Consider the following 26,492-nt stretch of genomic DNA (forward strand, 5'->3'; position numbering starts at 1 on the left):
TATGAACTTCAAATTGTCAACCATGATAAGTATATAGGTTAACAATTCAGATGTATGAAAACGTGCGCCGCATATTGACGCACGTCTAAAATTGCATTTTATTCTTCCTCTTCAAGGATGCCTAATTCCTTAATCCGTTCCTCAATCTTTTTCATAGATTCTTCATAGGTAAGTCCGTCTTCCGTATCTTTTTCCTGTACATCAGCACGCTTTTCCAGCAATTCGTCGATATCTTTACTAAATGGATTATTATCTGTTACTCTTGTTAAAAGTCCCATGTATCTTCCTCCCTGCTTTCTGCTCTCCCTTTTCGCTGATCTTTATTTTATTCATTTTATCCGTTTCTTGTCAATATATTCTTATGAGAAATTTGACTTTCCGCTGAAAAAATTGTACCATGACATTGCATCAGCAAAGAAGAAAGGGGTGTTTGATATGAAAACCTATAAAATATTGTTAGATTCCATAGACAAAGTAAAAGACTTTGTCAACTTGATCAACCGGTTTAAATCCGAGATAGATTTAGCATCCGGCCGCTATGTTGTCGATGCAAAATCCATTATGGGCATTTTCAGCCTGGAATTGTCCAAACCGCTGCTTCTCACTGTTTACGGTGAAGACGAACTGGAAGACATTGAAAATGCATTAAAACCATTTATTTTAGATTAAAAGGAAATGCCGTATCCCCGTTTTATCCTCTGGGATACGGCACTTTTTTATTCCTTTTTCAGGTTCTCTTCCATCACCTGATTGAGATATCCAATGTCTATCGGCTTTGGCACAAAACCGTTCATTCCTGAGGCAAACGCTGCATCCATATCTTCTTTGAAAGAGTTTGCTGTCATCGCAATGATCGGTACTGTTTCTGCATCCGGATGGCTGCTTTTCCTGATCTCTTCCGCCGCTTCATAACCGTTTTTCAGCGGCATCTTGATGTCCATTAAAATAAGCTGATAACGGCCCTGTTCACCCGACAAAAATCGTTCCACGGCTTCCTGCCCGTTGACTGCCCGTTCTGCGGACGCGCCTTCCATCTCAAGCAGTTCTTTTACAATTTCTGCATTCAGATCGTTATCTTCCGCAACCAGAATCCGGATATCATGGAACTGCCGAAGTTCCAAAGCATTTTCACTCCTGTAGTTCGTGCTGTCTTTCCCGGTGGGCAGACAGAGTCTGAAATAAAACTCAGAACCTTTGCCAGTCTGGCTCTCCACCATGAGATTTCCTCCCATAGCCTTGATGATGCTTGAACTGATCGGGAGTCCGAGACCTGTTCCCTCGCTTCTTGCGCTGCTGGCTCCCAGCTGTTCAAAGGCCTCGAAAATCTGTTTCTGCCTGTCCTGGGCGATACCGATCCCATTATCTTTGACAGAGAAGAAATATTCCCCAGTACTGACGTCCCTGTGCTCCTCCCGGACAGTCAGAGTGACTCTGCCTCCGTGCTTCGTAAATTTAAAGGCATTAGAGAGAAGATTGGTCAGTACCTGGCGCAGGCGGATCGGATCTCCTGTTACAAAGTCATGCTCAATCTCCCTGACAAATTCAAAATGAATCTGCTTTTCTTCTGCCTGCACTTCCATCATTTCAATTAACCCATCCAGCAGTTCTGTCAGAGAGAAGTCTTCGGGCTCAATGTTCAGCTTTCCATTTTCAATCTTTGACATATCCAGAATATCGTTAATCAGTGACAGCATATACTGAGAGGATGCATGAATTTTTTGCAGTTTTTCCCTGGCTCCGTCCGGAAGCTTCTCCTCCATCCGCAGCAAATCGGTGAGACCTGTGATCGCGTTCATAGGTGTCCGTATCTCATGACTCATCTGAGAGAGAAATTCACTCTTTGCCCTGCTCTTTGCCTCTGCTTTCTCAAGTTCACTCTGCATGATCCTGCTTCTCATTTTGGATCTGTAAGTCAGAATAAAGGCTGCTGCCGCCATAAGCATAATGACTGCCAGCAGACAAAGTACAGCGATGGGGTTTGCATAAATATAATCTTTAAACGAAAATGAGGTGCCGAAGGAAACCAGATTCCTGTTAAGAATTGTATTCCTCTCATCCGATGTAACATTATTTATGGATTTGTTGAGTATCGACAGGAGATTGGTATCCGCCGGGCCCGCCAGTGCAAAGGACACCCCCATGTTAATGTTGACTCCTGTCACCGGGACGACATTATTATACCGGTGGTTCTGCATCTCCTGTTCCATAGAAGCCGCCAGACCGTACACGAAGTCCACTTTTCCTTTATTCAGTGCCGAAATAATCTCTTCTGCATCCCTATAATATTTCACTCTTTTCGCCTTTATTTCATCCGGGAGTGTTCTTCCTTTCAGAACCCCGGCTTCCATCCCGTCGGAAGGAAAATTCTCTGATTTATTTCTGATGACAATATTGTTAAGGCTGACATAGGCGCTGGTCAGGACAAGATCATTCTTTCTCGCATCTGCTTCAGTATCCAGAAAAAATCCCATAATATCTGCCTTGCCTTCTTGTACCAGCCGGATGGCCTCCTCATACGAATCCGCAGTGACATAAGTAAACTTCAGGCCGGAAAAATCAGAGATCTCTTCGAGTATTTCCGGAATAATACCATCATGGTGATCTGTAGTATTCTGCTTACAGTAGAAAGGGTGCCAGTCTGCTACAACAGCAACCGAAACCGATTTCTTGGCGGCGATATATTTCTCCTCTTCTTTCGTCAGATAGACGGACGATATCTTCTGTCTGTCTTTAAAATTTTCTTCATACTTTTCCTTTTCAAAACCAGGATCGGCGTCCTGGATCTTTTCCAGCGCAGAATTAATTCCGTTCAGAATCTCTTTATTTTTCGGGCTTGTTACAAGATAATAAGGCTGAGCATCGAAGGAAGCAGCCAGCCGGAAATCAGGATTCTCCTCCAGTTCATTTCCCAGCAGCAAATCGACTTCTTTATTTAATAAATACTTATAAAGGTCTCCACTTTCTGAGAGGTCTTTGGGACCATAGTATTTCAGCCTGCACTTAATATTGTTGATCTTTAAGAAGTCTTTCAGCCTTCGGATCTTTTCATCCGCTTTCTCATAGACTCCGATGGTTTTGCCGTTCAGCGTATTCAGCTCATAACTTTTGATCCTGTTATCTTCTTTCAGACACAGAAGTCCTGCACGGCTGCTCCCCATACTGTACTTTGGATATGCAAAATAAGGCTCCAATTCCTTGGCATAGTAGGCACCTCCCAATACATCATACTTTCCATCCGCAAGATCCTGTATAAAGGTGTCCGCTGTAGTCGGGACATATTCGTATTCCCAGTTCGTATATTTTGCAATCTCATTCAGATAATCCGGTGTCAGCCCGGTATAATTTCCGTATTTATCTTTTTCGCATATCCCCGGAGTTTCTAAAAATCCTACCTTCACCACCCGTTGATCCGTTTGTTCTGTTTCCTTTTCGGAGGCCTCAAAACTCCAGTGATTCCCCAGAAAGATAATGCTGATCAGCAGTACAGACAAACAGACCGCTGCTCTTCTGCAAAATCTTCTCCCTGTAATTTTTTTCATATATCCCCCTTTTTCTGATCATCCCTGTCTCTCTTCCGTTTTCTCTATTTTAAAGCTTTTCTGTTTTTCTGACAAGAAAAAGGGAACCGATTCCCAAAATAAAATCAGGATTCGGCTCCTTTTATCACCATCTTATAATATCCTCACTCTTACTCTTATGGCTTTCAGCAGCTGGATCAGCGGAAGATTGGCCAGTGCCAGCCCATATACGGTAAACAGCTGCTGCATATTCAGTGTCTGGACCTTAAACAATGTATGAAGCGAAGGTATCGTCATTACGCATGTCATCAGAATCACTCCGAGTATAAATGCACCAATCAGATACACATTGTCGAAAAATTTCCTTGTAAACAGCACCGGATGATTTGACTTGCAGTTAAAGCCGTGCACCAGCCTCGACATACAAAGCGTTCCAAATGCCATTGTGCTCGCCAGAAGAGCATTGTGGTCCCGGTATCCCACCATAAATGCGATCATCGTCATGACTCCAATCACAAATCCTTCGATTCCGATATTAACCAGAAAATCTTTTGTGAGTATGGATTCGTTCACAGGCCTCGGTTTCTCTTCCATCACCTTGTCGGTGTGGGGTTCCAGTCCGAGTGCAATGGCCGGAAGGCTGTCTGTCAGCAGATTGATAAACAGTAAATGCACCGGAGCAAACGGAACCGGAAGTGCAGCGACAGACGCATAGAGCACCGCAAGGATTCCCGCAAAATTTCCCGACAACAGGAATTGGATCGCATTTTTTATGTTCCGGTACAAATTCCTTCCGTTTTCCACTGCCTTTACGATGGTTGCAAAGTTATCGTCTGTAAGCACCATTGAGGAAGCGTCTTTGGAAACTTCACTTCCCGTGATCCCCATTGCAACCCCGATGTCTGCCTGCTTGAGCGCCGGCGCATCGTTGACTCCGTCACCTGTCATTGAAACGATATTGCCCTTTCTCTGCCATGTCTTTACGATCCGGATTTTATGCTCCGGCGAAACTCTCGCATAGACAGAAATCCCTTCCACAAATTTCTCAAGCTCCTGATCAGACATATGGTCGATCTCAGAACCTTCACAGGCTTCGCTTTCATGTTTTAATATGCCGATTCGCTTGGCTATGGCGGCGGCAGTTACTTTGTGGTCTCCTGTAATCATGATCGGGCGTATCCCCGCCTGGATACACTGCGCTACCGCAGATCTGGATTCATTTCTTGGAGGGTCCATCATAGAGATCAGTCCAAGGAACGTATAGCCGTTTTCATCCTCCGGCGTGAGCCGTTTCCCTTTTTCTATGGTCTTATATGCAATAGCCAAAACTCTCAGACCGTTCCGTGAAAACTCCTGGTTGCAGGCTTCAATCTGTTTTTTATCCCAGTTGGTGATCGGCGTGGTTTTGTCTCCTTTCTGAATCGATACCAGACGGTTTAACAGCACGTCCACAGCTCCTTTTGTCACCATGACATAGCCGTTTTCCATATCATGTACCGTAGACATCAGTTTACGGTCACTGTCAAAAGGTATCTCTGCCACCCTCGGGTAAAAGCAACGGACGCTCTCAGCTTTTCTTCCCAGCTTGTCCCCCAGATTGATCAGTGCCGTCTCCGTGGGGTCTCCAATCTCTTCGCCGTTGACGTTCGTAGAATCGTTGCAGAGCATGCTGTAGTCAAGCAGCTGTTTTTGGGCCGGTTTCTTCAGATCGATATGGGCGGCAGGAATCCTGACACCTCCCACATAATAGTCTTCTACTGTCATCTTATTCTGCGTAAGCGTACCTGTCTTGTCAGAACAGATAATGGACACACTTCCCAGTCCTTCCACCGCCTGGAGCTTTCTGATGATCGCATGCTCCTTGGCCATCTTCTGTGTTCCGAAGGAGAGAACGATCGTCACGATAGAACTTAATGCTTCCGGGATCGCCGCAACCGCCAATGCTACGGCAAACATAAATGCGTCTCCCATATCCTCGCCCCGGATAACGCTGATCCCAAATAAAATGCCGCAGAATACCAGAATCAGGATGGAAAGTTTTTGTCCGAACTGATCCAGATTGACCTGGAGAGGAGTCCTCTTTTCCTCTGTATTTTTCAGCATTCCCGCAATCTTTCCGACTTCTGTGTCCATTCCCACCCCGGTCACAAGGAATTTTCCTCTTCCGTAGGTGACAAAGCTTCCCGAGTACACCATATTGGTCCGGTCACCAAGCGGAACCTGGCTGATGATGATGCCTGTGGTCTTCTCAACACCCAAGCTTTCCCCGGTCAGTGCACTCTCGTCCACTTTTAAGCTGGCTGATTCTAAGATTCTTCCGTCCGCAGGTATGGAATCCCCTGCTTCCAGAAGTATCTCATCCCCCACAGTCACTTCCCTGGAAGGAATCTGTACCGTGATTCCGTCCCGGATCACCTTGGCTGTAGGAGCCGAAAGCTGCTTTAAGCTGTTCAGAGACTGTTCCGCTTTCACAGTCTGGACCGTACCGAGAATGGCATTGATCGTGATGACAACCAAAATAACCGCGGTGCTCTCCACATCCCCAAGAAATCCTGACACCGTGGCCGCTGCAATCAGTATAATGACCAGAAAATCTTTAAACTGTTCCAGAAAAATCTGAAGCACACTTTTCTTTTTTCCTTCCACCAATTCATTATACCCATACTGCTTTTGATGTTCCGTGACCTGGGCTGCAGTCAGCGGTTCCATTGAGCCATTGAGCTGCTTCCTGACTTCTTCTGCTGTCTGTTGGTAAAATTCTTTCATTTTCATCATTCTCCATTTCTATATGTATTTTCTTTCTTTTTCCGACGAAAAAAACAGCGGGACTTTTACTGCATCTTTCGTGCAATAAAAGTCTCGCTGTTTCATTACGATACGGATGAATTTCTTCATCGAGATTGACGACACCGCAAACGATTTGCTCGCCAGCTACTCCCTTTTATTAAAGTTTATAATAGCGGATTCTTTTTGGCTTGTCAACTAATTGTTGTCGACCTCCGGCATCGAATTCTGCCTTATAAATGTTTTCCTGTCACTTTAAGCCTTGCCATTGCTCTGGAAAGCGCCGCCTTGCTGTGATAGTACTCTCTCTGGCTTTCCTTCTGTCTGAGCCTCTCCTGGGCCCGTTCTTTTGCTTCTTTTGCCCTCCGGATATCAATTTCATCCGGCCATTCCACCGTGTCTGCCAAAAGAACGACGAATTCCGGCATAATCTCAACAAATCCATCGCCCACGGCAGCTTCTTTCCACTCACCATTTACTTTGAACCTGAGTTCTCCTGCCTTCACAGCGGTCACCATGGACTCATGGTTGGGCAGGATGCCCTGCTGCCCGTCGATCGCCGGAAAGATCATCATTTCACATTCACCGTTATAAAACTTCCGGTCACTGGCCGTAATTTCCAAATAAAAGGTCTTTCCCATGCTCATCCCTCTTTCTTACGCTTCCCTGGCCGTTTCACTCTTTGCCTTCTCAATGACTTCATCAATGGTTCCCACCATAAAGAATGCATTTTCCGGATATTCGTCCATCTCTCCGCTTATAATGGCTTTAAATCCGCGGATGGTCTCGCTCACCGGCACATATTTGCCCTTCATGCCGGTAAAATTCTCTGCCACATGAAACGGCTGTGAGAGGAATTTCTGGATCTTACGGGCACGGTAAACTGCGAGTTTATCGTCTTCATCCAGTTCTTCCATACCGAGGATAGAAATGATATCCTGAAGCTCTTTGTACTTCTGGAGAAGCTCCTGAACCTGCATTGCAACTTCGTAATGTTCTTCTCCCACCACTTCCGCTTCCAGAATTCTGGATGTGGATTCCAGCGGATCTACCGCAGGATAGATTCCCTGTTCCACGATCTTTCTGGAAAGCACCGTGGTGGCGTCCAGATGGGCAAAGGTAGTTGCCGGAGCCGGGTCCGTCAAATCATCCGCAGGCACATAGACGGCCTGCACAGAGGTGATCGATCCGTTTTTCGTGGACGTGATCCTCTCCTGCAGCTCTCCGACTTCATTGGCCAAAAACTCTCCGACTTCATTGGCCAGCGTCGGCTGATAGCCGACGGCAGAAGGCATGCGGCCAAGCAGTGCAGACACCTCGGAACCTGCCTGTACGTAGCGGAAAATATTATCGATGAACAGCAGCACATTCTGATGCTCCCTGTCTCTGAAATATTCTGCCATCGTAAGACCGGTCTGCGCCACTCTCATACGGGCTCCCGGCGGTTCGTTCATCTGCCCGAACACGAGGGCTGTCTTGTCAATAACCCCGGATTCATTCATCTCTGTCCACAGGTCATTTCCCTCCCTGGAGCGTTCTCCCACCCCGGTAAAAATAGAATATCCGCCGTGTTCCGTGGCGATGTTATGGATCAGCTCCTGAATCAGCACCGTTTTACCCACTCCGGCACCGCCGAACAATCCGACTTTACCGCCTTTTGCATAAGGTGCCAGGAGGTCGATGACTTTGATTCCTGTCTCCAGGATCTCTACGACCGGGCTCTGCTCCTCAAATGTAGGAGGATCCCTGTGAATGACCCACTGCTCTTCTCCTTCGACCTGCTCTTTCCCGTCAATATTCTGTCCCAGCACATTAAACATTCTGCCCAGTGTCTGCCTGCCCACCGGAACCGTGATCCCTGCTCCCGTGGCTGTCACTTCCATATCTTTAGACAGACCTTCACTGGATGCGAGCAGGATACAGCGGACAATGTTGTTCCCCATATGCTGGGCAGCTTCCATGACAAGTTTTTTGCCGTCCAGTTCTACCGTCAGCGCATCTTTGATCAGCGGAAGATACCCGCCGTCAAATTCCACGTCCACGACTGGACCTAAAACCTGTACGATTTTTCCCTTTTCCATATCTTCACCACAATTCTTTCTATGACTAAATCAATTTTATTTCTTCTGAAACGCTTTCGCGCCGCTTACAATCTCTGTAATCTCCTGGGTGATTGCCGCCTGTCTGGCACGGTTATACAAAAGCGACAGCTCCCTGATCATGTCTTTTGCACTTTCCGTAGCCCCCTGCATCGCCATCATACGCGCATTCTGCTCGCTGGAAAATGACTCTACCAGGGCTCCGTAAATCAGTCCTTTCACATAGTTGGGCACCAAATGGTCCATCACTACTTTGGGAGACGGAGAATAATCGGCAATCTTGTGATACTTTTCGAGTTCCACATTCATTTCCTCAAAACTCTGCCGTTTCAGCGGCAGGATCTGGATAATTTCAGGCTCTGCCTTCAAAGGCGTCACCATCTTTGTATAGATAATATAGATCTCATCCAGTTTTTCCTTCCGGTAAAGATCGACCAATGTTTCCGCAATATTTCTGGCACGCCACATGCTGGGGTCCTGAGCGGTATAAAGAAACTCCATGTCTATCCTGACATTCTTTTTCGTAAAATACTTCCTTCCCATCTGGCCGATGACAAACAGGGTATTGTCATTTCCCTGTGCCAGACGCTCCTGTGCAAGCTTCAGCACATTATGGTTGTAGGCTCCAGCCATCCCCTTGTCTGCCGTCATGACCACATAACCCCGCTTTTTATCTTCCGGTTTTATCTTTTTCCTCTGGTCAAAAAAGGTATGATTAATGTCCGGTGAATGAAACAGAATATCTTTGATTGTCGACTGGAGCAGTTCAAAATATGGGGCCGTGGCATCCAGCTTCTCCCTTGCCTTCCTAAGCTTTGTGGAAGAGATCAGATACATTGCGTTGGTGATCTTCATGGTCTCCTGAATGCTTTTCATTCTGGAGCGGATTTCTGTCATATTTGCCATGTATGCTCACCTACTTTTTAAATTCTTTTACTGCTTGAACGATCTGTTCCGTTACCTCATCGGTCAGTACCTTTTTCTCATCAATCTCTCTGACCAGCTGACTATATTTAGCCTCAAAAAATGATACAAGATCTTCTGTAAAAGATTTGATCTCATTCACCGGAACATCCATGAGCAGACGATGGTTGGCTGCACATAAAAGAATAACCTGTTTGTGCAGGCTCATCGGATGATAGAGCGGCTGTTTCAATAATTCTACCAGCCTGTTTCCATGATCAAGGAGTTCCTTTGTCTGCGGGTCCAGATCTGAACTGAACTGGGTAAAGACCTCCATTTCCCGAAACTGGGCCAGGTCGATTCTCAGACTTCCCGAAACTTTCTTCATCGCTTTCGTCTGTGCCGCCCCTCCTACGCGGGAAACGGACAGACCCACATTGACCGCCGGCCGGATTCCGGAGAAGAACAAATCACTCTCCAGGAATATCTGTCCGTCTGTGATGGAAATGACATTGGTAGGAATATAGGCAGATACATCGCCTGCCAGAGTCTCAATGATCGGCAGCGCCGTAATGGATCCTCCTCCGTGTTCTTCATTCAGCCTGCATGAACGCTCAAGCAGCCTTGAATGAAGGTAGAATACATCTCCGGGATATGCTTCCCGTCCCGGCGGCCTCTGTAAGAGCAGAGACATGGCCCGGTAAGCTACCGCATGTTTGGACAGATCGTCATAGACGATCAAAACGTCTTTTCCTTTGTCCATGAAATACTCTGCCATGGCCGTGCCGGAATACGGCGCGATATACTGGACCGGAGCCACATCGCTTGCCGATGCGGATACGACGATTGAATAGTCCATGGCATCATGCTTCTTCAGTGTGGAAACAATTTTAGCCAGAGTGGATGCTTTCTGCCCGATAGCTACATACACACAGATGACGTCTTTGCCCTTCTGGTTCAAAATTGTGTCCACAGCAATGGACGTTTTGCCGGTCTGACGGTCACCGATGATCAGTTCTCTCTGTCCCCGTCCGATCGGAAACATTGCGTCAATGGCAAGGATCCCTGTCTCCAGCGGTACGTCTACGGATTTTCTGTCGATGACTCCCGCCGCTTCTCTCTCAATCGGGAGATACCCATCGGTCTTGATCGGTCCGTTTCCGTCGATCGGAGCGCCCAGCGCATTAACCACACGTCCGACCAAAGCATCCCCGACCGGTACTCCGGCACGCTTGCCGCTTCTGACGACTTTGGACCCCTCAATCAGCCCGTGATCACTTCCCAGCAGCACACAGCCAATCGTCTTCATCTCCAGATTCTGCACAATGCCTCTGGTACCGTTCTCAAACTCTACCAGTTCCCCGTACATCGCATGGTTTAAACCATGCACGGTCGCAATACCATCGCCTACCTGGATAACGGTTCCTTCCTCCTGCACCTCAATTTTATTCTCATAATCTTCTATCTCACTTTTTAAAACGGAAATAATTCCTTCCGGATTTATATTGCCCAACTGTTTCACCTCCGCACAAGGCTGTTTTGTAATTTTGTAATGGAAGCCTTCACGCTTCTGTCATATACATCATCACCTACAGTCAGAATGAATCCGCCGATTAATGACGGGTCTTCTTTCAGCTGCAGATTTACGCCTGTTTTATGATATTTTCGGCAGATCATATTTTTTATGTCTTCAATTTTCCTGTCATCCGGTTTGGTGACATAAGCAAAGACTGCCTTGACTACTTTATTTTTTCTTAGAACCAATTCATCATATGATGCAAATATCTCAAAGATGCTGTCTGCCTCACCGTTGTCTGTGACAACCTTAAAAAAGCTCTGCACCGGTCCCGGGATCACTCTTTCAATGACTGCATGTTTTTCTTTTTTTGTAACTACCGGACTTGCCAGTGCCTTCACGAATTCCGGACACTCACTGCAGATCCTTTTCGTCTCATGGATGTACTCTTCAGGGATCGTTAAGTCAAAAAATACTTTTGCATAATTATCTGTCAGCTCATTCATTGGCCTGCACCCGCTTCTCTCAAAAAATCATCCAGTATTTTTTCATTCGATGCCTGGTCAACATTCTCCTGAATCACTTTGGAAGCCGCCGCGATCGCCACCTGGGCAATTTCATTCTGTATTCCCTGCACTGCTTTTTCCCGCTCTGTCTCGATGGTTTTACTTGCGTCCGCAATTATTTTGGACGCCTCCGCACCGGCATCTCTTAAAATCTTCTCATATTCTTCTTTTCCCCGCTCCTTAGCTGTCTTTACGATCATAGCCGCCTCCTGATTGGCGTTTTTAAGCTCGGCCTCGTATTTTTCCTTCAGCAGCCCGGCTTGGGTATTTTTTTGTTCCGCGTCCTCTATCTGTCCGCTGATCATCTGTTCCCTTTTCTCAATCATGCCCATAACAGGCTGAAAAAGAAGCTTTTTTAAGATAAGGAAAAACACAATGAGATTCACGAACGTCCACAGGAGTCCTGAGTTAAATGTTAACACCTATACCGCCTCCAAGCTCTCTTTAAAGTACAAACATGATAATGATTGCAACAACCAGACCATAAATTGCCGTTGACTCTGCAAGCGCACATCCGAGCAGCAGCGTCTTATTGATCTCTCCTGTTGCCTCCGGCTGTCTTGCGATCGCATCTGTTGCGCCTGATGTGGCGATTCCGATACCTATACCTGCTCCAATACCTGATAATACTGCAATACCTGCTCCTAATGCTACTAATGACATAATCTACATCTCCTTATACTATAATTGATTGTTTTTGTTATTCTAATCCATCAGCTCTTTCATAAAGATGGCCGTCAGGAAAACGAACACATACATTTGAATCAGTCCGTCAAATACGTCAAAATAAAAACTGAACGGGATCGGCACCAGAATCGGCGCTACGATCTTTAAGAGTTCCATTATGACGAATCCACCCAGAATATTTCCGAAGAGCCGCATACACAGCGACAGAGGCCTTATGAAGACTTCCAGCACGTTAAGCGGTGCGATAAACGGAACAGGCTCGGCAAAGCTCTTTATGAACCCCTTAAAACCCTTTTTCCTGATTCCCGAATATTCTATCAGCACGATGCTCATGACCGCCAGCCCTGCCGTTACGTTGATGTCCTTCGTAGGCGGTGTCAGTCCGACCAGACCGCTCAAATTGGAAAGGCCGAGATAAATTCCGACTGTCGCAAGATACGGGATATAGCCTTTTCCTTCGTCGCCCAGAATCCCGTGGAAAAACCGGTATACTCCTCCCACCGCAGTCTCAATGCAGGCCTGCTTTCTTGTGGGGACAAGCTTTAAATTTCTCACAAAGATCAGGCACAGCAGGATGACAAAAGCCATAATACCCCATGTGACGACAACCGATTCCGGTACCGGAATCCCGCCGAAGAGAGGAATGGTGAACGCTGTCCTGCTCACAAGTTCTTCCATCAATTTCTCCGATAAACTCATCGACTGCTCCTCCTTTCCTAAATTTGTAGTGAGTATAATACTCCTATATTGCTTTGTCAATTCTAAAAATTAACCTATTTTTTACGAAATTTTTCGCGAAAAATTACTTTTTTTACTCTTGAAATATAATTTTCTTTGGTTCTACCAATTATTATTGTACGTTTTGTCTGATATTTTCCTCAAATCCATATACTTATTTATGCAATTTATACTACTCTTTTGTTTTCCACAAAAAAGAGGTCAGATTTTTTGATTTCTTCTTATTAAAAGAAGTTCATTTTTCTGACCTCGGTTTTCCCGGTTCCTGCCCGTTTTGTTGTCTTCTGATTCTTAGTATATGCAGTGCTTTTAAAACTGATAATTCAATAATTGATTTTAATAATCTGATTTTTCAAAAACCGGTCAAAGCATGCAGCCGTATGTTCATAAGTACCTCTGAAACAAAAACAGAACGGTACATTCCATCCAAATGTACCGTTCTGTTTTTTCAGCCTGTAAAATTAAATGAATGCGGATGACAGGAATCGAACCTGCACTCCGAAGAACTAGATCCTAAGTCTAGCGCGTCTGCCAGTTCCGCCACATCCGCATAAAAAATGCCACCTATACTATAAACGATAGATGACTAGTGAGCGTGCGGGGATTCGAACCCCGGACAACTTGATTAAAAGTCAAGTGCTCTACCACCTGAGCTACACACCCGTACTGGGCTAGCTGGATTCGAACCAGCGAATGCAGCAGTCAAAGTGCTGTGCCTTACCGCTTGGCGATAGCCCATTATCTTTCAGGAAATCCAGTAGTCCTGTAATTAATAAAACAAAAAGGGTGGATAATGGGATTCGAACCCACGGCCTCCAGAGCCACAATCTGGCGCGCTAACCAACTGCGCTATACCCACCATAAACATGAACTATAAAATTATTATTTCAAAAGAGCGAAATAAAACGAGCCTGAGGGGATTCGAACCCATGACCTACGGCTTAGAAGGCCGTTGCTCTATCCAGCTGAGCTACAGACTCATATGCATAAATATATATACTATGCTTCGCAAAGCGAAAGCGGGTGATGGGAATCGAACCCACGTGATCAGCTTGGAAGGCTGGAGTTCTACCATTGAACTACACCCGCAAAGTCGGGGTGACAGGATTCGAACCTGCGACCTCTTGATCCCAAATCAAGCGCTCTAGCCAAGCTGAGCCACACCCCGATATGTAATTCCTTCTTGAAAGACTTTCCAAAACTGCTGTTGTTTGGCTGCCGTCTTTCTCACAAGCAAGATTTATTATACTGGACAGGCGCGCAAAAGTCAACATCTTTTTTGTATTTTTTTAAAACCGGGTTAAACCGCATAACTGCGCGCTTTGTGTCACGTTTTGCCGCTGGCTTCTACATTCTTTCTTAAAAAAATTTTTATATTTTGACGCAGTCAAATGATTTCCTTAAGCATTCGCTTGACAAAGTCTTTTCTAAGAAACAAAAAAAGAAAGCATCTCACAGCTGAGATGCCTTCTGTAAATTTTATTCTTCTTCCTCTTTTGCAGATAACTTTATATCATCTTCATCTTCAAAGAAATCATCATCAAAATCGTCATCGAAATCATCATCAAAGTCTTCCATGTAATCTGGAGTCAAATACTTGTAGACTGCATACGCAATCCCTGCCACTGCTGCGATTGCACCGATGATTGCCAGAGCCCAGACAATTTTATTATCATCTTTGTCTTTCTTGTGCATAATGTCTGATACTTTTGCCGCGCTTAGTAAATCGTCAAAACTTTTCATGTCATTCACCCTTTCTTATGTGTTTTTTTTATTATATCACTTATCCCGTTTCATTACTAATCTTTTTTCTAATTTTGCTCGGTTTTCTTTAATTTTGCAAAGGAAGCAAACATCTTTTTTACACCGTGTTTATCAAAGTCTACCGTGACCTCATAGTCACGGCCTCCGGAGACGATTTCCATGACAGTGCCCTGGCCGAATTTGATATGGCTCACTCGGTCACCTTTTCCATAAGAGAGCGACTCTGCCTTTGGTTCTGCAAATTGATGTTTTTGGAACGGTTTTCTGAACTGAGTCCTCCGGTTGGATGAAAAAATATCATGATCCGGCCGCTTATCATTCAAATTAACGCCGTAATCCAGCTTTAAAAGTTCCTGCGGGATCTCATCAATGAAACGGGACACCTTGTTAAACTGAGTTCTTCCCTGCATCATTCTGCGCTTTGCAGCGCTCAGATAAAGGCGATCTTTGGCTCTGGTAATGCCCACATAACAAAGCCTCCGCTCCTCCTCCAGTTCTTCCTGGTCTTCAGAAATTATGGTCATATAACTTGGGAAAATTCCGTCCTCCATTCCGCTGATGAATACATAAGGGAACTCCAGCCCTTTTGCACTGTGGAGCGTCATGAGAATTACCCTGTTGTCTGAATCTTCCAGACTGTCGATATCTGCTACCAGAGCGATTTCCTCAAGCAGCCCCGAAAGTGTGGGTTCCTCCGCAGTCTCTTCATAGGCAACGATTTTGTTCAGAAGTTCATTAATGTTTTCTATTCTGGCCATGGCCTCTTCCGTTCCCTCGGCCTCAAGACCGGTTACGTACCCTGTCTCCTCCAAGATATAGTGAAACAGGTCTTCAAGACTTCCCTTCTGTGCCTGTTCCCTAAAGTCTGCGATCAATTCTGAAAACTTTTCGATCTTTCTCTTTGCATTGGCAAGAGATTCTATCTGTCTTGCCTGAAAGCATGCATCCAGGAACCCTATATTCTGCTCGATCGCATAGGTCTGAACCTTGTCGATGGTTGTCGCGCCGATCCCTCTCCGGGGAACATTAATGATCCTTTTCACTGCCAGATCGTCAAGGCCGTTATCCACAGCTTTGAGATAACAGATCACATCCTTTACTTCTTTTCTCTGATAGAAGTTCGTTCCGCCCACGATCCGGTATGGAATATTTTTGATCATAAATTTCTCTTCAAAAATACGGGACTGTGCATTGGTCCGATAAAGAATCGCGATATTTTTATAGTCCACTCCATCTTTTGCCAGGCGGCCGATCTCTTCGACGATCTGTCCCGCCTCTTCATATTCTGTCCCATATTGGTGAAATACAATCGTATCTCCGTCGTCATTTTCTGTCCAAAGGGCTTTTTCTTTCCGGCCCTTATTGTTTCTGATGACTTCATTGGCGGCATTCAGAATGTTCTTTGTGGAGCGGTAATTCTGTTCCAGCTTGATCACTTCGGCATCCTGAAATACGCCCTCAAAGTTTAAAATATTTTTGATATTTGCACCCCGGAATTTGTAGATAGACTGGTCATCATCTCCTACAACGCAGAGATTCTGATACTTCCTCGCCAGCATGCTGATGAGCTGAAACTGGATGGTATTTGTATCCTGGTACTCATCCACCATAATATAGCGGAAGCGCTCCTGATAATAGTCCAAAACTTCAGGGTGAAACTGAAACAGCTCTACTGTTTTAAATAAAAGATCATCAAAATCCAGGGCATTGTTGGCCTTCAGCTGTTTTTGGTATTCCTTGTAGATTTCTGCAATTTTCTTTTTCTTAAAATCAAAATTATACCGGGTTTCGTATTCTCCCGGTGTCATAAACTCATCTTTCGCTGAGGAGATTGCATTCATCACGGCACGCTCCGGCAGACTTTTTGTGTCCACCTTAAACTGTTTGCAGATGCCCCGGATCAAAGACTTCTGGTCATCGCTGTCATAAATGGTAAAACTGTTGTCATAGCCAAGCTTGTCGATATGTCTCCTCAATATGCGGACACAGGTAGAATGAAACGTGCTGACCCATATATGCTCCGCTCCGGAACCCACCAGGGCATCCACACGCTCTCTCATCTCTCTGGCTGCTTTATTGGTAAATGTTATCGCCATGATGTGATAGGGATTTACTCCCTGTTCGATCAGATAGGCGATCCTGTGGGTCAGGACCCTTGTCTTGCCTGAGCCTGCGCCGGCCAGCAGAAGCAGAGGCCCTTCCGTACAAAATACGGCTTCCCGCTGCTGTTCATTCAATGTATCATATATGCTCATATGTAATATCCTTTCTTGCTTCTGTTCTACTTCTGTTTAACCTTCCTTTCCGGTAAGACTAACTACTATTATACTACATCCGGTCAAAACAAAGAAGCGATAAATGTGCCTGAGTTTTTATGCCCCGCTTTCAAAACAAAAATCCTTCGGAAAATGTCATGTCAGAGACTTGTCATATAGTTTAAAAAACCGTATAATGTAGTTATCATACAATCAAGGAGGACGATGTATGGATGATTTAAAAGAAAAGCTTTCAAAGTGGCTGGAATTAGACTATATACTACCGGAAGATATTCCAAATATCGACCTTTATATGGACCAGATCACAACTTTTATGGACACAGAACTAAAAAATTCCACCCGTTTTCAGGGAGATAAGATTTTCACCAAAACAATGATCAATAATTATTCAAAGAATGATCTGCTGCCGCCTTCCAGCAAAAAGAAATACTCCAGAAATCATATGATTCTTTTAATCTATATCTATTACCTGAAAAACTTCATGTCTATTTCAGATATCAAGTCTCTTTTGGCCCCGCTGAAAAACCACTTTTATGACGATGACAGAGAACTGTCGTTTTTCGATATCTATGAGGAGATTTATCAGCTGGAACACAGACAGAAGCCGGTGATCGCGGAATCCGTAGCGGATGACCTGAAAAAGGCCAGGGAATCTTTTGCTTTCGTGGAAGACGAAAAGGACCGGGATCTGCTTCAGCATTTTTCCTTCATCACACTTTTGTGCTATGATATTTATGCGAAAAAACAGCTGATCGAGAAAATGATCGACAATTTCTATACTGACAGTCCGGAAAAAGAAAAGAAAGAGAAAAAAATGAAGAAATAGGCGAAAGCCTATTTCTTCATTCTGTTAAATACCAAATCATATCCGTCGCTTCCGTAGTTTAAAGAACGGTTGACCCTGCTGATCGTAGCCGTGGATGCTCCCGTCTTTTCTGCCACTTCCAGATACGTATGTTTTTCCCTGAGCATGGAAGCCACTTCAAAACGCTGTGCCAGGGATTCCAATTCGTTCACCGTACATAAATCTTCAAAGAAAGTAAAACACTCTTCCTCTGTCTCCAGCGTAAGAATCGCCTGAAACAGCCGTTTGGCGGCCTCTGTCTTAATCTTTTTGCTCATAATATGCTGCTCCTTTTCCTGCTTCGACTTTTCGATGCTTGATTAGTTTTAATATACAACATCAGCGCGTTAAAGTAAAGAAGATTTGCACCGATTTTTCTGCCGTGCATACTCTAAGAAATAAAGTATTTTTTAGGAGTTTTTATGAAAGTAAAAAAACTTGCTGCCGCGTTTCTGTCCTCTGTACTGGCTCTGGGCGTTTTGTCCGGATGCGGAACATCTAAATCCGAAAAAGAGACAAAAAAGCTCACCAAAGTCACCTTAAACGAAGTTACCCACTCTGTCTTCTATGCTCCCCAGTATGTAGCCATTGAAAAAGGATATTTCAAGGACGAAGGTATCGACCTGAAAGTGGATACAGGATTCGGTGCGGATAAAAGTATGACCGCTCTGATCTCGGGAAATGCAGACATCGGCTTCATGGGACCGGAAGCCAGCATCTATCAGTACAACGAAGGAAACCAGGACTATGCCGTCAACTTTGCGCAGCTTACCCAGCGTGCAGGCAACTTCCTCGTTTCCAGAAAAAAGATCAAAAACTTCTCATGGAACGATATCAAGGGCAAGGAAGTGATCGGCGGACGAAAAGGCGGAATGCCTCAGATGATCTTTGAGTATGTTCTGAAGAAACAGAAAATCGATCCGAAAAAAGATATCAAGATGGTCCAAAACATCGACTTTGCCAACACATCCGGGGCCTTTTCCGGCGGCACAGGAGACTTTACCGTGGAATTTGAACCCAATGCAACCGCCCTCGAAACACAGGGCGCAGGGTATGTTGCCGCATCCATAGGCGTGGAAAGCGGGTTTGTTCCTTATACGACCTACTGTGCAAAGAAGAGTTATATCAAAAAGAATCCAAAAATCATACAGGGCTTTACCAATGCCATCAAAAAAGGCCAGGAATACGTAAATAAACATACGCCGGAAGAGATTGCAGCTGTCATCGGCGGACAGTTCCCCGACGTATCGAAAAACGATTTGATCACCATCATCAAGCGCTACAAGGATCAGGATACCTATAAAGAAAATCCTGTGTTCAGTGAAGATGGGTTTGCCCTTCTTCAGGATATCCTGAAAAACGCAGGAGAATTAGATGACTCCGTCCCATTCGATAAACTGGTTGACAATACATTTGCCGAAAAAGCAAAGTAAACCTGTCTTTTGATTTCCTGTTAAAAAGGCTGCAGACAATCGTTCAGGATATGTCTGCAGCCTTTTTGTCTGGTGTTTTCTAAGCAATCCTCTTCTGTTTGCTCACAAGCATGGCCGCCGCAAACAGTGCCAGGGCAAATCCCGCCTGAATCAGGATTCCCTGCATTGCAGGCCATATATGGCTCATATCAAAAACATCCAGCTGGTCGATCAGCTTATTGGATCTGATATACCAATAGGTCGGAAGGAATCTTGAAACAGTCAGTACCTGTTTGCTCATAAACTCAAGCGGTACAAACACTCCGCCAAGGAATGCACTTCCAAGAGACACCACATTTACTACCCCCTGGAGTGCGTCATCATTAGTGACGAGAAGCCCCGCAAGAAAAGAGATGCCTGCCGAAACGCCCATGAACATAAGGCTGTTGAGCATAAACAACAAAAGATTGCCCTGAAAAATCTCATCCCGGTATATCGCCATAGCCAGCAGCATAAACACCAGCCAGCAGCCCACGGATGCCGTCAGTGTCCCAAGCGCCAGCTGAAGATTCCTGGATCGTTCTGTAGCCGCGGAGCACTGGTTTCTTCTTCTGATATCTTTTTTATAAAAGACCATGAATACCGGACTCACTGCCACTGTGATCAGGGCAATGAAGATATAGGCAAGGTACTGAAAATAATACGAGGTATTGCTCTGTTCGCCGGCCTTTTTGTTTCCCAGCAGGTTCACCCGTGCCGATGACTTTAATGTATTTTCAGCCCTCTCCACCGCCTGCTGTTCTGAAAACCCTGCGGCCAGATAGCTCCTCACCATCTTAGTAAACTTATTTACCTGTTCGTCAATCATATATCCGCTGGTTGAGCCGGGAACCTTTACATTTTCTATTTGTACCTTTTTATTTTGGCTTAACAGGCTCTCCCCGAATCCTTTCGGCAGAATCAGAATATATTCTGTATTCCTGTAAAACAATTCATTCTGCATTGTTTTCTTCTCATCTTTTATGTCTTTTACATTTTGTTCATTTGAGAGAAATGTCTTCAGAGCTTTGGAAGCCGTGCTTTTATCATGATCTACAATGCCAACATTAATTTTTGTTGTCTGGAATCCGGTATTGCTGTCTTTACCGAAGCTTGAAAATAAGATGGTCAGTACGAAAAAGATTCCGGCATATATAAACATTGCGAGTTTTTTACTTCTGACAATTTTAAAAAAGCATTTAAATACTTGCATATTTTTTCCTCCTCATCATGAAAAAACTCCCAAGGCAAAATAAAACAGAAATTATGATCAGTGAAATGCAGCTTCTGAAATAAACTGACAGGTCATCATAAATATTCAGGCTGTAAAAGCAGTCCGTGATCAGTGCTGCCGGATTGATTCTGTTGAAAAGCGGTACATGTTTTTCCACGATGTCTTTCATGTTTCCTATCATTAATCCGCTGAAGAAGCAGAAAAACATACTGATGGCTATGTTGAGCCCGCTTTTTGTATCCCTGGACATCCGGCCGATCGAACCGATGAACAGCCCTATGGACACCCCGGTAAAACATCCGATAAATCCTGCCAGCAAAATAAATCCTGCCTGACTTCCAAGATCAATTTTCAGAAAGAGCCGCATATAACCGATTGCCACCAGGAATGCCAAAAACTGTACCGTCACGCCTACGAGGAAATCAGCTGCTGTACTTTTCAGCTTATCTGCCGGAGAAACTGCTTTTCTGGCCGCAATATCCGACAAGTTCGCCTGAGCATGGAGGGCACTCTGAAGTCCCAGAAAACCTCCGTAGAGACATACCATGGCAAGCAGCGCATAAAAATACTGCACCATCATATTGGCATCTTCATTCCCCAGACTGATCTGCTGATTCTCTACCATATTCTGTGATATCGCCTTCACCAGTTTTTCCATCCCTTCCGGGTGTTCTTTTATCGTTTGCTGTACCATATGATTCATCTGGATATATTGATCGCTGACCTCTTTTAAAATCGTCTGGTTGATGCCATTTTCTTTCACTGTAAGCCTTATGTTGTCTCCCAGAGTATAAAAGCCGTCAATCTTTCCGTCTTGGAGCAGCTTTTCGGCTTTCTTCAAAGATGTGTACTTCACTTTCAGAAGCTGATCTTCCCCCTTTTTTGAAAGCTCTGCCGCAGTCTGCTTAAATCCTTCCGCATCTTTTGCCGCCTTCGTCTCCACAATTGCTGCCGGGACTGGTTTCAGTTCCTCCGAATCGTTTAAAAGATTTCCAAATCCGAAATAGAACAGGGTAGCAAGTATGAGAGGAAATGCAAAACTCCAAAAAATAGCGGACTTATTTCTAATGGATGCTTTGAAATGATATTTATATAAATGCCAAAACATAGTTTCCCCTCCTAATCTCTCAGCTGTTTTCCTGTGATCTCCAGAAATACGTCATTTAATGTGGGAAGCTCCGAATAAACTCTGCCGAACGAAACTTCTCTTTCAGACAGGTATCCGAGAACATTTACCAGGTTGTGACTGCCCCCGCTGCACTGCACATAGAGTTTTCCGTCCGTGTAATCCGCTTGGAATACATGTTTCATATTACGTACTGCCTGAAGTTCCTCTTCTTTTAGGTCAGATACATCCACCGTGATCTTTTCTCCCATTTTGATCATCTGCTTCAGTTCCTCTTTCGTGCCTGTAGCCAGCGGACGCCCCTTATCCATGATCAGTATCCTGCTGCAGATCTGCTCCACTTCCTCCATATAATGAGAGGTATAAACGACAGTCGTCCCCTGCCGGTTCAATTCAAGAATCCCCTCCAGAATCTTATTGCGGCTCTGGGGATCAACTGCTACGGTCGGTTCATCCAAAAAGATCAATTTTGGTTTATGGGCAATGCCGCAGGCGATATTGAGGCGTCTTAACAGGCCTCCGGAAAGTTTTGGCGGGTAAAACTTCCGAAATTCTTCCAGTTCCACAAACTGGACAGCCTCTTCCACAAGCCTCTTTCTCTCCTTCTTGTCTCTGACATAAAGTCCGCAGAAATAATCAATATTTTCAACAACCGTAAGTTCATCAAAGACTGCAACATTCTGCATGACCACACCGATTTCTCTTTTGCTCTCATAAGAATCGGCTTCCATAGGTTTCCCGAAAACTCTGATCTCCCCTTTATCATAGGATAAGAGTCCCAGTATACAGTTGATGGCTGTGGTCTTCCCTGAACCGTTCGGCCCGAGAAGTCCAAAAACCTCTCCTTGCCTGACCTCCATATTTAAATGATCCAGTGCCAGAAGATCCTTATATCTCTTAACTAAATTTTTTATTTCGATGACAGACTGTTCCATAATTCCACCCCTTTCATTTGATAATTTTACTATACATGATCCTGCTGTATCATTACAGTGTCTTGTGTCAGGAGCGGAAGTGACATTTGTCATGACATTTTATGCATAATAAGGTATACTTAAAGTAATTTCGGGAAGGGTGGGGTTTATGTCTGTACTTATTGATAAATTTGTTTTGCTGCTTTTTATTTTGCCCCTTCTTTCAAGGGAGTCTGGAACCATGCCTGTCATTGCTTTTTTGACTGCTTTTACGGCCTCCTGTTTTCTTTCCCTTAAAAATGAAGAAAAACTGTCTTTTGCAGTCTCAGGTTTCTACGGAGTTCTCTGTCTTTTCCTTCCGGTTTTCAGTATTTTTCTTCCTCTGTTTTGTTACAACTGTACCCGGACCAGACAAAAATTCTCCGGTGCTATTTTAATTGTGGCGTCCGTGCCTTTTTTCATGGACCGTCCTTTTTTCCTTCGCATCGATTTGATGCTCAGTCTGCTGCTTTCTCTTTTTCTGGCCGTTCGTACCCAAAAGCTTGAGAAGATGAGGGAGGAGTTTAAAAAACTGAGAGATGACAGTATGGAACTGAATCTTTTATTGAATAAAAAGAACCAGTATCTGATGGAAAAACAAGAGACGGAAGTACACCTTGCAACCCTGAAAGAGAGAAATCGAATTGCCAGAGAGATCCATGACAACGTAGGGCATATGCTTTCCCGCTCGATCCTGCAGCTGGGTGCCCTAAAAGCTCTGAATCATGACAGCAGCCTGTCTGCTCCTCTGTCCGAACTGCATAAGACTTTGAATACGGCCATGGACAGCATACGCACCAGCGTGCACGGGCTTCAGGAGTCATCTGTGAGTCTTCGTGACTCTGTCGCCGAGATCATACACGGGTATCCGGAGTACACCGTAGATCTGGACTATGATATATCCGAGCCTCCTCCTCAAAACCTTCAGTTCTGCTTTGCCGCGATCATAAAAGAAGCATTTACAAATACTGCAAAACACAGCGACGCATCACGGATCCGTCTTGTGCTCAGGGAACATCCGTCGTTTTATCAGCTGCTGTTTGAAGACGACGGGTCCACGGCGCCGAAATCTTATTCCTCCGGGATGGGCCTTCTCAATATGAAAGAACGGATCGAATCTTTTCACGGCACTATCAACATTACATTTGAACGCGGTTTTAAAATATTTATCACTGTTCCGCGCAATACGGCATCTTATCAGCCGGGAGGTAAATCATGAAGATCATTATCGTCGACGACGACAAGCTTGTGTCGGCATCTTTGAAAACAATTTTAGAGACATCCGGCGATGTCCATGTGCAGGCCCTGGGATCAAGCGGCTCTGAGGCTGTCTCTTTATATGAATCACATCATCCGGATGTTCTGTTAATGGATATCCGAATGAACGGCATGAACGGCATCGAAGCCGCAAGAGAAATCCGCCGAAAACATCCGGATTCTAAAATCCTGTTCCTGACGACATTCTCTGACGATGAATATATCATCGACGCCCTCAATATCGGTGCAAAAGGCTACATCCTGAAACAGGACTTCGAGAGCATCCTGCCTGCCCTCCACGCTGTGGAAAACGGTCAGAACGTTTTCGGAAATGAGATCATCTCAAAAATTCCGGATCTGCTCTCAAACAAACAGCATTTTTCCTATTCTGACTACGGCATCAGCGAAAAAGAGCTGCGCCTGATCGAATACATCGCCAAAGGAATGAGCAATAAAGAAATTTCTGAATGTCTGTTTTTAAGCGAGGGAACCATAAGAAATTATCTGAGTGTCATCCTTGAAAAACTGGAGCTCAGAGACCGGACACAGCTTGCCGTTTTTTACTATCAGCATAAATAGCCGCCTTTAAGAAAGACGTCCTGTAAGGCAAAACTTGACACTTCCCCGCTTGGCTAGTAAAATTATCGTAACCACAGACGTTTTACAGATGATTTTCGTTCGGCTCATAGAATGCCTCACTCCAATTATCTGTAAAATGAATAAATATCTGCCTGAGAAGGCCCCTGCTCATTTAAAAGGTGCCATCCTGCGGCTTTTTTCTTCATCACTGCCAGGAAGTCTCTCCGGAGCCAACTGGAGGCAGTGAAAAACTCACACTATAAACCACATCAATTAGGAGGGATTTTATTTGGACCCCAGTGTCATATTAAGATTATGTATCTTAATTATCTTACTAGCTCTGTCGGCATTCTTCTCGTCGTCGGAGACTGCGCTTACGACAGTCAACGTTCATACCATCCGCGCTTTAGTGGAGGACGGCAACAGACAAGCCAAAAGAGTACTTCAGCTGATCGAAAACCCTGCATCCATGCTCAGCAGCATCCTGATCGGAAATAACCTTGTAAATATCTCTGCCACATCTCTGGCCACTACATTAGCCATTGATGTTTTCGGAAGTGCCGGAGCAGGGATCGCAACCGGTGTTCTTACGATTCTCGTCCTGATCTTCGGTGAGATCACTCCGAAGACTTATGCGACGATCAAGAATACGAACCTTGCACTGCGGTTCGGACCCGTCATCTACTATGTGACCAAAGTCCTGACCCCGGTAGTGATCGTCATCAATAAGCTCTCCACAGGCCTCCTGATGCTGCTGCGGATCGATGCAAAGCAGTCCAAACAGGTCATGACAGAGAGGGAGCTGAGAACAATCGTAGACGCCAGCCATGAAGACGGTGTCATCGAAAAAGATGAAAAAGAGATGATTTATAATGTCTTTGATTTTAAAGACTCCATCGCCAAGGACATTATGATCCCGAGGATCGATATTACGTTTGTATCTGCCGACGCTTCTTACGACGAGGTGATGGAGCTGTTTATGGCAACACAGTATTCCCGCCTTCCGGTATATGAGGAGACCAAGGACAAGGTCATTGGAATTGTCTATTTAAAAGATATTTATTTCTACCGCACACAGCACCGCGGAGAAATTTTTCATATCAGAGACGTGTTAAGAAAACCGTTTTTCACTTATGAAACCCAGAAGATATCCAGCCTTTTAACTCAGATGCAGCAGGAAAATGTCAGTTTCTCCATCGTTTTGGATGAGTACGGGATTACAGCCGGTCTGATCACGCTGGAAGATATTTTAGAAGAACTGGTGGGAGAGATCCGGGACGAGTACGACGAGAGTGAGTCAGAAAGCTTCCAGGAGCTCGAGGACGGTTCCTATCTCGTCAATGCGTCCTTAAAGCTCGACGATTTAAACGATTTGATCGACACGGAGATCGAGTCCGAAGACTACGATTCGGTCGGCGGCTATGTAATAGAACTGTTGGATCATCTGCCATCTGAGGGAGAGACCGCTTCGGATGCGTCCTTTGATTTCAAAGTACGTAAAGTCGAAAAAAACAGATTGGAACTGATTCAGATCATCAGAAAAACTCCGCAGAGATAACAAAAGGGAAAGCAGATTACACATGCTTTCCCTCTTTTTTATCTTCTTGTCTTCTCATACTTCATCTTCGTCTTGATAAAGCCTTCCAGCTCACGCAACTTCTTTCCCCGGTCATCACTGTTTAACGGAAAGTCCATGGAAAGGCCAATGGAATCCAATACTGTCTCAGAGATCTTGTCTTCATTTCTCCGAAGCAGTTCCAGGCGTTCCTCATTGCTCTCAGCATCCAGGAAACGGATCAGAAGATCCTGCTGTTCTTTTTCCTGACGGTGTTCCTCTGGCTTTGGCATCTCTTTTTCCGGAAGCGGTTCCGGTGCTTTCGGCTCCGGTTTTGGCATCTCTCTGTGCCTTTCTAAAATATCGCTGATCTGGTGGAGATCTGTAATGTTCTGATACGTTTTAACATCCACGCGTTCAAACCTGTATTTTGCGCTGACTCCCGGATATTTTTCATGGTCCACTTCGCTCAGAAACATAGACATCGGTCTGGCATAGGTTTTATATTCTCCGTACAAAGCCTGGTAAATGACAAGTGCCTCTCCGGTCTCTGAATGTTCGGCCACTGTTATGATCTGATACAATTTATCTTTAAAATGTTTATAAAAATCCCCAGGCCTGGGTACTGCCCTCTGTTTCATA

The 26,492-nt window shown here is 44.8% G+C and carries 24 protein-coding genes and 7 tRNA genes; 6 read left to right on the forward strand and 25 right to left on the reverse strand.

Going from position 1 to position 26,492, the window contains the following annotated elements:
* Positions 1–98 precede the first annotated feature (98 nt).
* Complete coding sequence (locus QVP35_RS03660; protein WP_006568939.1) at positions 99–278, reverse strand: hypothetical protein; 180 nt, start codon at positions 276–278, stop codon at positions 99–101.
* Positions 279–435: 157 nt separating this feature from the next.
* Between QVP35_RS03660 and QVP35_RS03665 the strand changes: the two genes are divergently transcribed.
* Positions 436–669: an HPr family phosphocarrier protein gene (locus tag QVP35_RS03665; protein ID WP_022260809.1), complete on the forward strand. Its 234-nt coding sequence runs from the start codon at positions 436–438 to the stop codon at positions 667–669.
* A gap of 47 nt (positions 670–716) precedes the next feature.
* On the opposite strand, the gene QVP35_RS03670 is transcribed toward QVP35_RS03665, so the two are convergent.
* The 19 genes from QVP35_RS03670 to pcrA form a co-directional block, all read right to left on the reverse strand.
* Complete coding sequence (locus QVP35_RS03670; protein ID WP_009290449.1) at positions 717–3,539, reverse strand: ATP-binding protein; 2,823 nt, start codon at positions 3,537–3,539, stop codon at positions 717–719.
* Between the two features lie 132 nt (positions 3,540–3,671).
* Positions 3,672–6,284, reverse strand: coding sequence for a cation-translocating P-type ATPase (locus QVP35_RS03675; protein WP_022260810.1), 2,613 nt, complete (start codon positions 6,282–6,284; stop codon positions 3,672–3,674).
* Positions 6,285–6,535: 251 nt separating this feature from the next.
* A complete protein-coding gene (gene atpC, locus QVP35_RS03680) occupies positions 6,536–6,949 on the reverse strand; it encodes an ATP synthase F1 subunit epsilon (RefSeq protein WP_006568943.1) in 414 nt (137 codons plus the stop codon).
* Positions 6,950–6,958: 9 nt separating this feature from the next.
* Positions 6,959–8,383 carry a F0F1 ATP synthase subunit beta gene (atpD, locus tag QVP35_RS03685; RefSeq protein WP_022260812.1) on the reverse strand — a complete coding sequence of 475 codons (1,425 nt, stop codon included), beginning with the start codon at positions 8,381–8,383 and terminating at the stop codon, positions 6,959–6,961.
* 36 nt (positions 8,384–8,419) lie between these two features.
* Positions 8,420–9,307 (reverse strand): ATP synthase F1 subunit gamma, encoded by an 888-nt coding sequence (atpG, locus tag QVP35_RS03690; RefSeq protein WP_006568945.1) that lies wholly within the window; start codon positions 9,305–9,307, stop codon positions 8,420–8,422.
* A gap of 10 nt (positions 9,308–9,317) precedes the next feature.
* Positions 9,318–10,817, reverse strand: coding sequence for a F0F1 ATP synthase subunit alpha (atpA, locus tag QVP35_RS03695; RefSeq protein ID WP_009290445.1), 1,500 nt, complete (start codon positions 10,815–10,817; stop codon positions 9,318–9,320).
* 5 nt (positions 10,818–10,822) lie between these two features.
* Positions 10,823–11,326, reverse strand: coding sequence for an ATP synthase F1 subunit delta (atpH, locus tag QVP35_RS03700; RefSeq protein WP_009290444.1), 504 nt, complete (start codon positions 11,324–11,326; stop codon positions 10,823–10,825).
* Positions 11,323–11,808 carry a F0F1 ATP synthase subunit B gene (atpF, locus tag QVP35_RS03705; protein ID WP_006568948.1) on the reverse strand — a complete coding sequence of 162 codons (486 nt, stop codon included), beginning with the start codon at positions 11,806–11,808 and terminating at the stop codon, positions 11,323–11,325. Before atpF ends, atpH begins: the two co-directional genes overlap by 4 nt.
* A 22-nt stretch (positions 11,809–11,830) precedes the next feature.
* Entirely contained in the window at positions 11,831–12,049 is a 219-nt protein-coding gene (gene atpE, locus QVP35_RS03710; RefSeq protein ID WP_006568949.1) for an ATP synthase F0 subunit C, read from the reverse strand.
* Between the two features lie 42 nt (positions 12,050–12,091).
* Positions 12,092–12,772: a F0F1 ATP synthase subunit A gene (locus tag QVP35_RS03715; RefSeq protein WP_006568950.1), complete on the reverse strand. Its 681-nt coding sequence runs from the start codon at positions 12,770–12,772 to the stop codon at positions 12,092–12,094.
* Positions 12,773–13,281: 509 nt separating this feature from the next.
* A tRNA-Leu gene (locus QVP35_RS03720) sits at positions 13,282–13,361 on the reverse strand.
* A 40-nt stretch (positions 13,362–13,401) separates the two neighbouring features.
* Positions 13,402–13,474: transfer RNA gene (locus QVP35_RS03725), tRNA-Lys, on the reverse strand.
* A gap of 3 nt (positions 13,475–13,477) precedes the next feature.
* Positions 13,478–13,549 (reverse strand) — tRNA-Gln (locus QVP35_RS03730).
* A gap of 47 nt (positions 13,550–13,596) precedes the next feature.
* Positions 13,597–13,670 (reverse strand) — tRNA-His (locus QVP35_RS03735).
* Between the two features lie 47 nt (positions 13,671–13,717).
* Positions 13,718–13,791: transfer RNA gene (locus tag QVP35_RS03740), tRNA-Arg, on the reverse strand.
* 38 nt (positions 13,792–13,829) lie between these two features.
* Positions 13,830–13,900, reverse strand: a tRNA-Gly gene (locus tag QVP35_RS03745).
* Positions 13,901–13,904: 4 nt separating this feature from the next.
* Positions 13,905–13,979 (reverse strand) — tRNA-Pro (locus QVP35_RS03750).
* Positions 13,980–14,290: 311 nt separating this feature from the next.
* Positions 14,291–14,554: a hypothetical protein gene (locus QVP35_RS03755; protein WP_006568952.1), complete on the reverse strand. Its 264-nt coding sequence runs from the start codon at positions 14,552–14,554 to the stop codon at positions 14,291–14,293.
* Between the two features lie 68 nt (positions 14,555–14,622).
* Positions 14,623–16,830: a DNA helicase PcrA gene (gene pcrA / locus QVP35_RS03760; RefSeq protein ID WP_009290440.1), complete on the reverse strand. Its 2,208-nt coding sequence runs from the start codon at positions 16,828–16,830 to the stop codon at positions 14,623–14,625.
* 229 nt (positions 16,831–17,059) lie between these two features.
* On the opposite strand from pcrA, the gene QVP35_RS03765 reads away from it, so the two are divergent.
* A complete protein-coding gene (locus QVP35_RS03765; protein ID WP_006568954.1) occupies positions 17,060–17,677 on the forward strand; it encodes a DUF1836 domain-containing protein in 618 nt (205 codons plus the stop codon).
* Between the two features lie 8 nt (positions 17,678–17,685).
* Here QVP35_RS03765 and QVP35_RS03770 read toward each other — a convergent pair whose 3' ends face one another.
* Positions 17,686–17,973 carry a YerC/YecD family TrpR-related protein gene (locus tag QVP35_RS03770; RefSeq protein WP_006568955.1) on the reverse strand — a complete coding sequence of 96 codons (288 nt, stop codon included), beginning with the start codon at positions 17,971–17,973 and terminating at the stop codon, positions 17,686–17,688.
* A gap of 144 nt (positions 17,974–18,117) precedes the next feature.
* Here QVP35_RS03770 and QVP35_RS03775 point away from each other — a divergent pair, with 144 nt between their 5' ends.
* Positions 18,118–19,128: an ABC transporter substrate-binding protein gene (locus QVP35_RS03775; protein ID WP_006568956.1), complete on the forward strand. Its 1,011-nt coding sequence runs from the start codon at positions 18,118–18,120 to the stop codon at positions 19,126–19,128.
* 79 nt (positions 19,129–19,207) lie between these two features.
* Here QVP35_RS03775 and QVP35_RS03780 read toward each other — a convergent pair whose 3' ends face one another.
* From QVP35_RS03780 to QVP35_RS03790, 3 genes are read right to left on the reverse strand one after another with little or no spacing between them, the layout of a single operon-like run.
* Entirely contained in the window at positions 19,208–20,359 is a 1,152-nt protein-coding gene (locus tag QVP35_RS03780; protein WP_009290437.1) for an ABC transporter permease, read from the reverse strand.
* Positions 20,346–21,488, reverse strand: coding sequence for an ABC transporter permease (locus tag QVP35_RS03785; RefSeq protein WP_009290436.1), 1,143 nt, complete (start codon positions 21,486–21,488; stop codon positions 20,346–20,348). The genes QVP35_RS03780 and QVP35_RS03785 overlap by 14 nt, the downstream gene beginning before the upstream one ends.
* Positions 21,489–21,499: 11 nt before the next feature.
* Positions 21,500–22,441, reverse strand: a complete 942-nt coding sequence (locus tag QVP35_RS03790) for an ABC transporter ATP-binding protein (protein ID WP_006568959.1) — start codon at positions 22,439–22,441, stop codon at positions 21,500–21,502.
* Positions 22,442–22,589: 148 nt separating this feature from the next.
* Here QVP35_RS03790 and QVP35_RS03795 point away from each other — a divergent pair, with 148 nt between their 5' ends.
* From QVP35_RS03795 to QVP35_RS03805, 3 genes are all read left to right on the forward strand, one after another.
* The gene (locus tag QVP35_RS03795; RefSeq protein WP_009290435.1) at positions 22,590–23,678 is read left to right on the forward strand and encodes a sensor histidine kinase; all 1,089 of its coding nucleotides are present in this window, start codon (positions 22,590–22,592) and stop codon (positions 23,676–23,678) included.
* Positions 23,675–24,295 carry a response regulator transcription factor gene (locus QVP35_RS03800; protein ID WP_009290434.1) on the forward strand — a complete coding sequence of 207 codons (621 nt, stop codon included), beginning with the start codon at positions 23,675–23,677 and terminating at the stop codon, positions 24,293–24,295. Before QVP35_RS03795 ends, QVP35_RS03800 begins: the two co-directional genes overlap by 4 nt.
* Before the next feature lie 289 nt (positions 24,296–24,584).
* A complete protein-coding gene (locus tag QVP35_RS03805) occupies positions 24,585–25,853 on the forward strand; it encodes an HlyC/CorC family transporter (RefSeq protein ID WP_022260813.1) in 1,269 nt (422 codons plus the stop codon).
* A 38-nt stretch (positions 25,854–25,891) separates the two neighbouring features.
* Here the strand turns inward: QVP35_RS03805 and QVP35_RS03810 are convergent, their stop codons facing one another.
* Positions 25,892–26,491 (reverse strand): DUF1653 domain-containing protein, encoded by a 600-nt coding sequence (locus QVP35_RS03810; RefSeq protein ID WP_009290432.1) that lies wholly within the window; start codon positions 26,489–26,491, stop codon positions 25,892–25,894.
* Position 26,492 lies beyond the last annotated feature (1 nt).

Source organism: Anaerostipes sp. CAG:276 (genome assembly GCF_000432215.1).
GTDB lineage: Bacteria > Bacillota > Clostridia > Lachnospirales > Lachnospiraceae > Anaerostipes > Anaerostipes caccae.

Coding starts and splice junctions, on each gene's coding strand:
- QVP35_RS03785 (WP_009290436.1), bottom strand. CDS start 21,488: ATGTTTTGGCATTTATATAAATATCATTTCAAAGCATCCATTAGAAAT.
- QVP35_RS03665 (WP_022260809.1), top strand. CDS start 436: ATGAAAACCTATAAAATATTGTTAGATTCCATAGACAAAGTAAAAGAC.
- QVP35_RS03775 (WP_006568956.1), top strand. CDS start 18,118: ATGAAAGTAAAAAAACTTGCTGCCGCGTTTCTGTCCTCTGTACTGGCT.
- QVP35_RS03810 (WP_009290432.1), bottom strand. CDS start 26,491: ATGAAACAGAGGGCAGTACCCAGGCCTGGGGATTTTTATAAACATTTT.
- pcrA (WP_009290440.1), bottom strand. CDS start 16,830: ATGAGCATATATGATACATTGAATGAACAGCAGCGGGAAGCCGTATTT.
- QVP35_RS03715 (WP_006568950.1), bottom strand. CDS start 12,772: ATGAGTTTATCGGAGAAATTGATGGAAGAACTTGTGAGCAGGACAGCG.
- QVP35_RS03790 (WP_006568959.1), bottom strand. CDS start 22,441: ATGGAACAGTCTGTCATCGAAATAAAAAATTTAGTTAAGAGATATAAG.
- atpH (WP_009290444.1), bottom strand. CDS start 11,326: ATGAATGAGCTGACAGATAATTATGCAAAAGTATTTTTTGACTTAACG.
- QVP35_RS03660 (WP_006568939.1), bottom strand. CDS start 278: ATGGGACTTTTAACAAGAGTAACAGATAATAATCCATTTAGTAAAGAT.
- QVP35_RS03755 (WP_006568952.1), bottom strand. CDS start 14,554: ATGAAAAGTTTTGACGATTTACTAAGCGCGGCAAAAGTATCAGACATT.
- atpD (WP_022260812.1), bottom strand. CDS start 8,383: ATGGAAAAGGGAAAAATCGTACAGGTTTTAGGTCCAGTCGTGGACGTG.
- QVP35_RS03780 (WP_009290437.1), bottom strand. CDS start 20,359: ATGCAAGTATTTAAATGCTTTTTTAAAATTGTCAGAAGTAAAAAACTC.
- QVP35_RS03675 (WP_022260810.1), bottom strand. CDS start 6,284: ATGAAAGAATTTTACCAACAGACAGCAGAAGAAGTCAGGAAGCAGCTC.
- atpE (WP_006568949.1), bottom strand. CDS start 12,049: ATGTCATTAGTAGCATTAGGAGCAGGTATTGCAGTATTATCAGGTATT.
- atpG (WP_006568945.1), bottom strand. CDS start 9,307: ATGGCAAATATGACAGAAATCCGCTCCAGAATGAAAAGCATTCAGGAG.
- QVP35_RS03800 (WP_009290434.1), top strand. CDS start 23,675: ATGAAGATCATTATCGTCGACGACGACAAGCTTGTGTCGGCATCTTTG.
- QVP35_RS03670 (WP_009290449.1), bottom strand. CDS start 3,539: ATGAAAAAAATTACAGGGAGAAGATTTTGCAGAAGAGCAGCGGTCTGT.
- atpC (WP_006568943.1), bottom strand. CDS start 6,949: ATGAGCATGGGAAAGACCTTTTATTTGGAAATTACGGCCAGTGACCGG.
- QVP35_RS03765 (WP_006568954.1), top strand. CDS start 17,060: ATGGATGATTTAAAAGAAAAGCTTTCAAAGTGGCTGGAATTAGACTAT.
- QVP35_RS03795 (WP_009290435.1), top strand. CDS start 22,590: ATGTCTGTACTTATTGATAAATTTGTTTTGCTGCTTTTTATTTTGCCC.
- QVP35_RS03770 (WP_006568955.1), bottom strand. CDS start 17,973: ATGAGCAAAAAGATTAAGACAGAGGCCGCCAAACGGCTGTTTCAGGCG.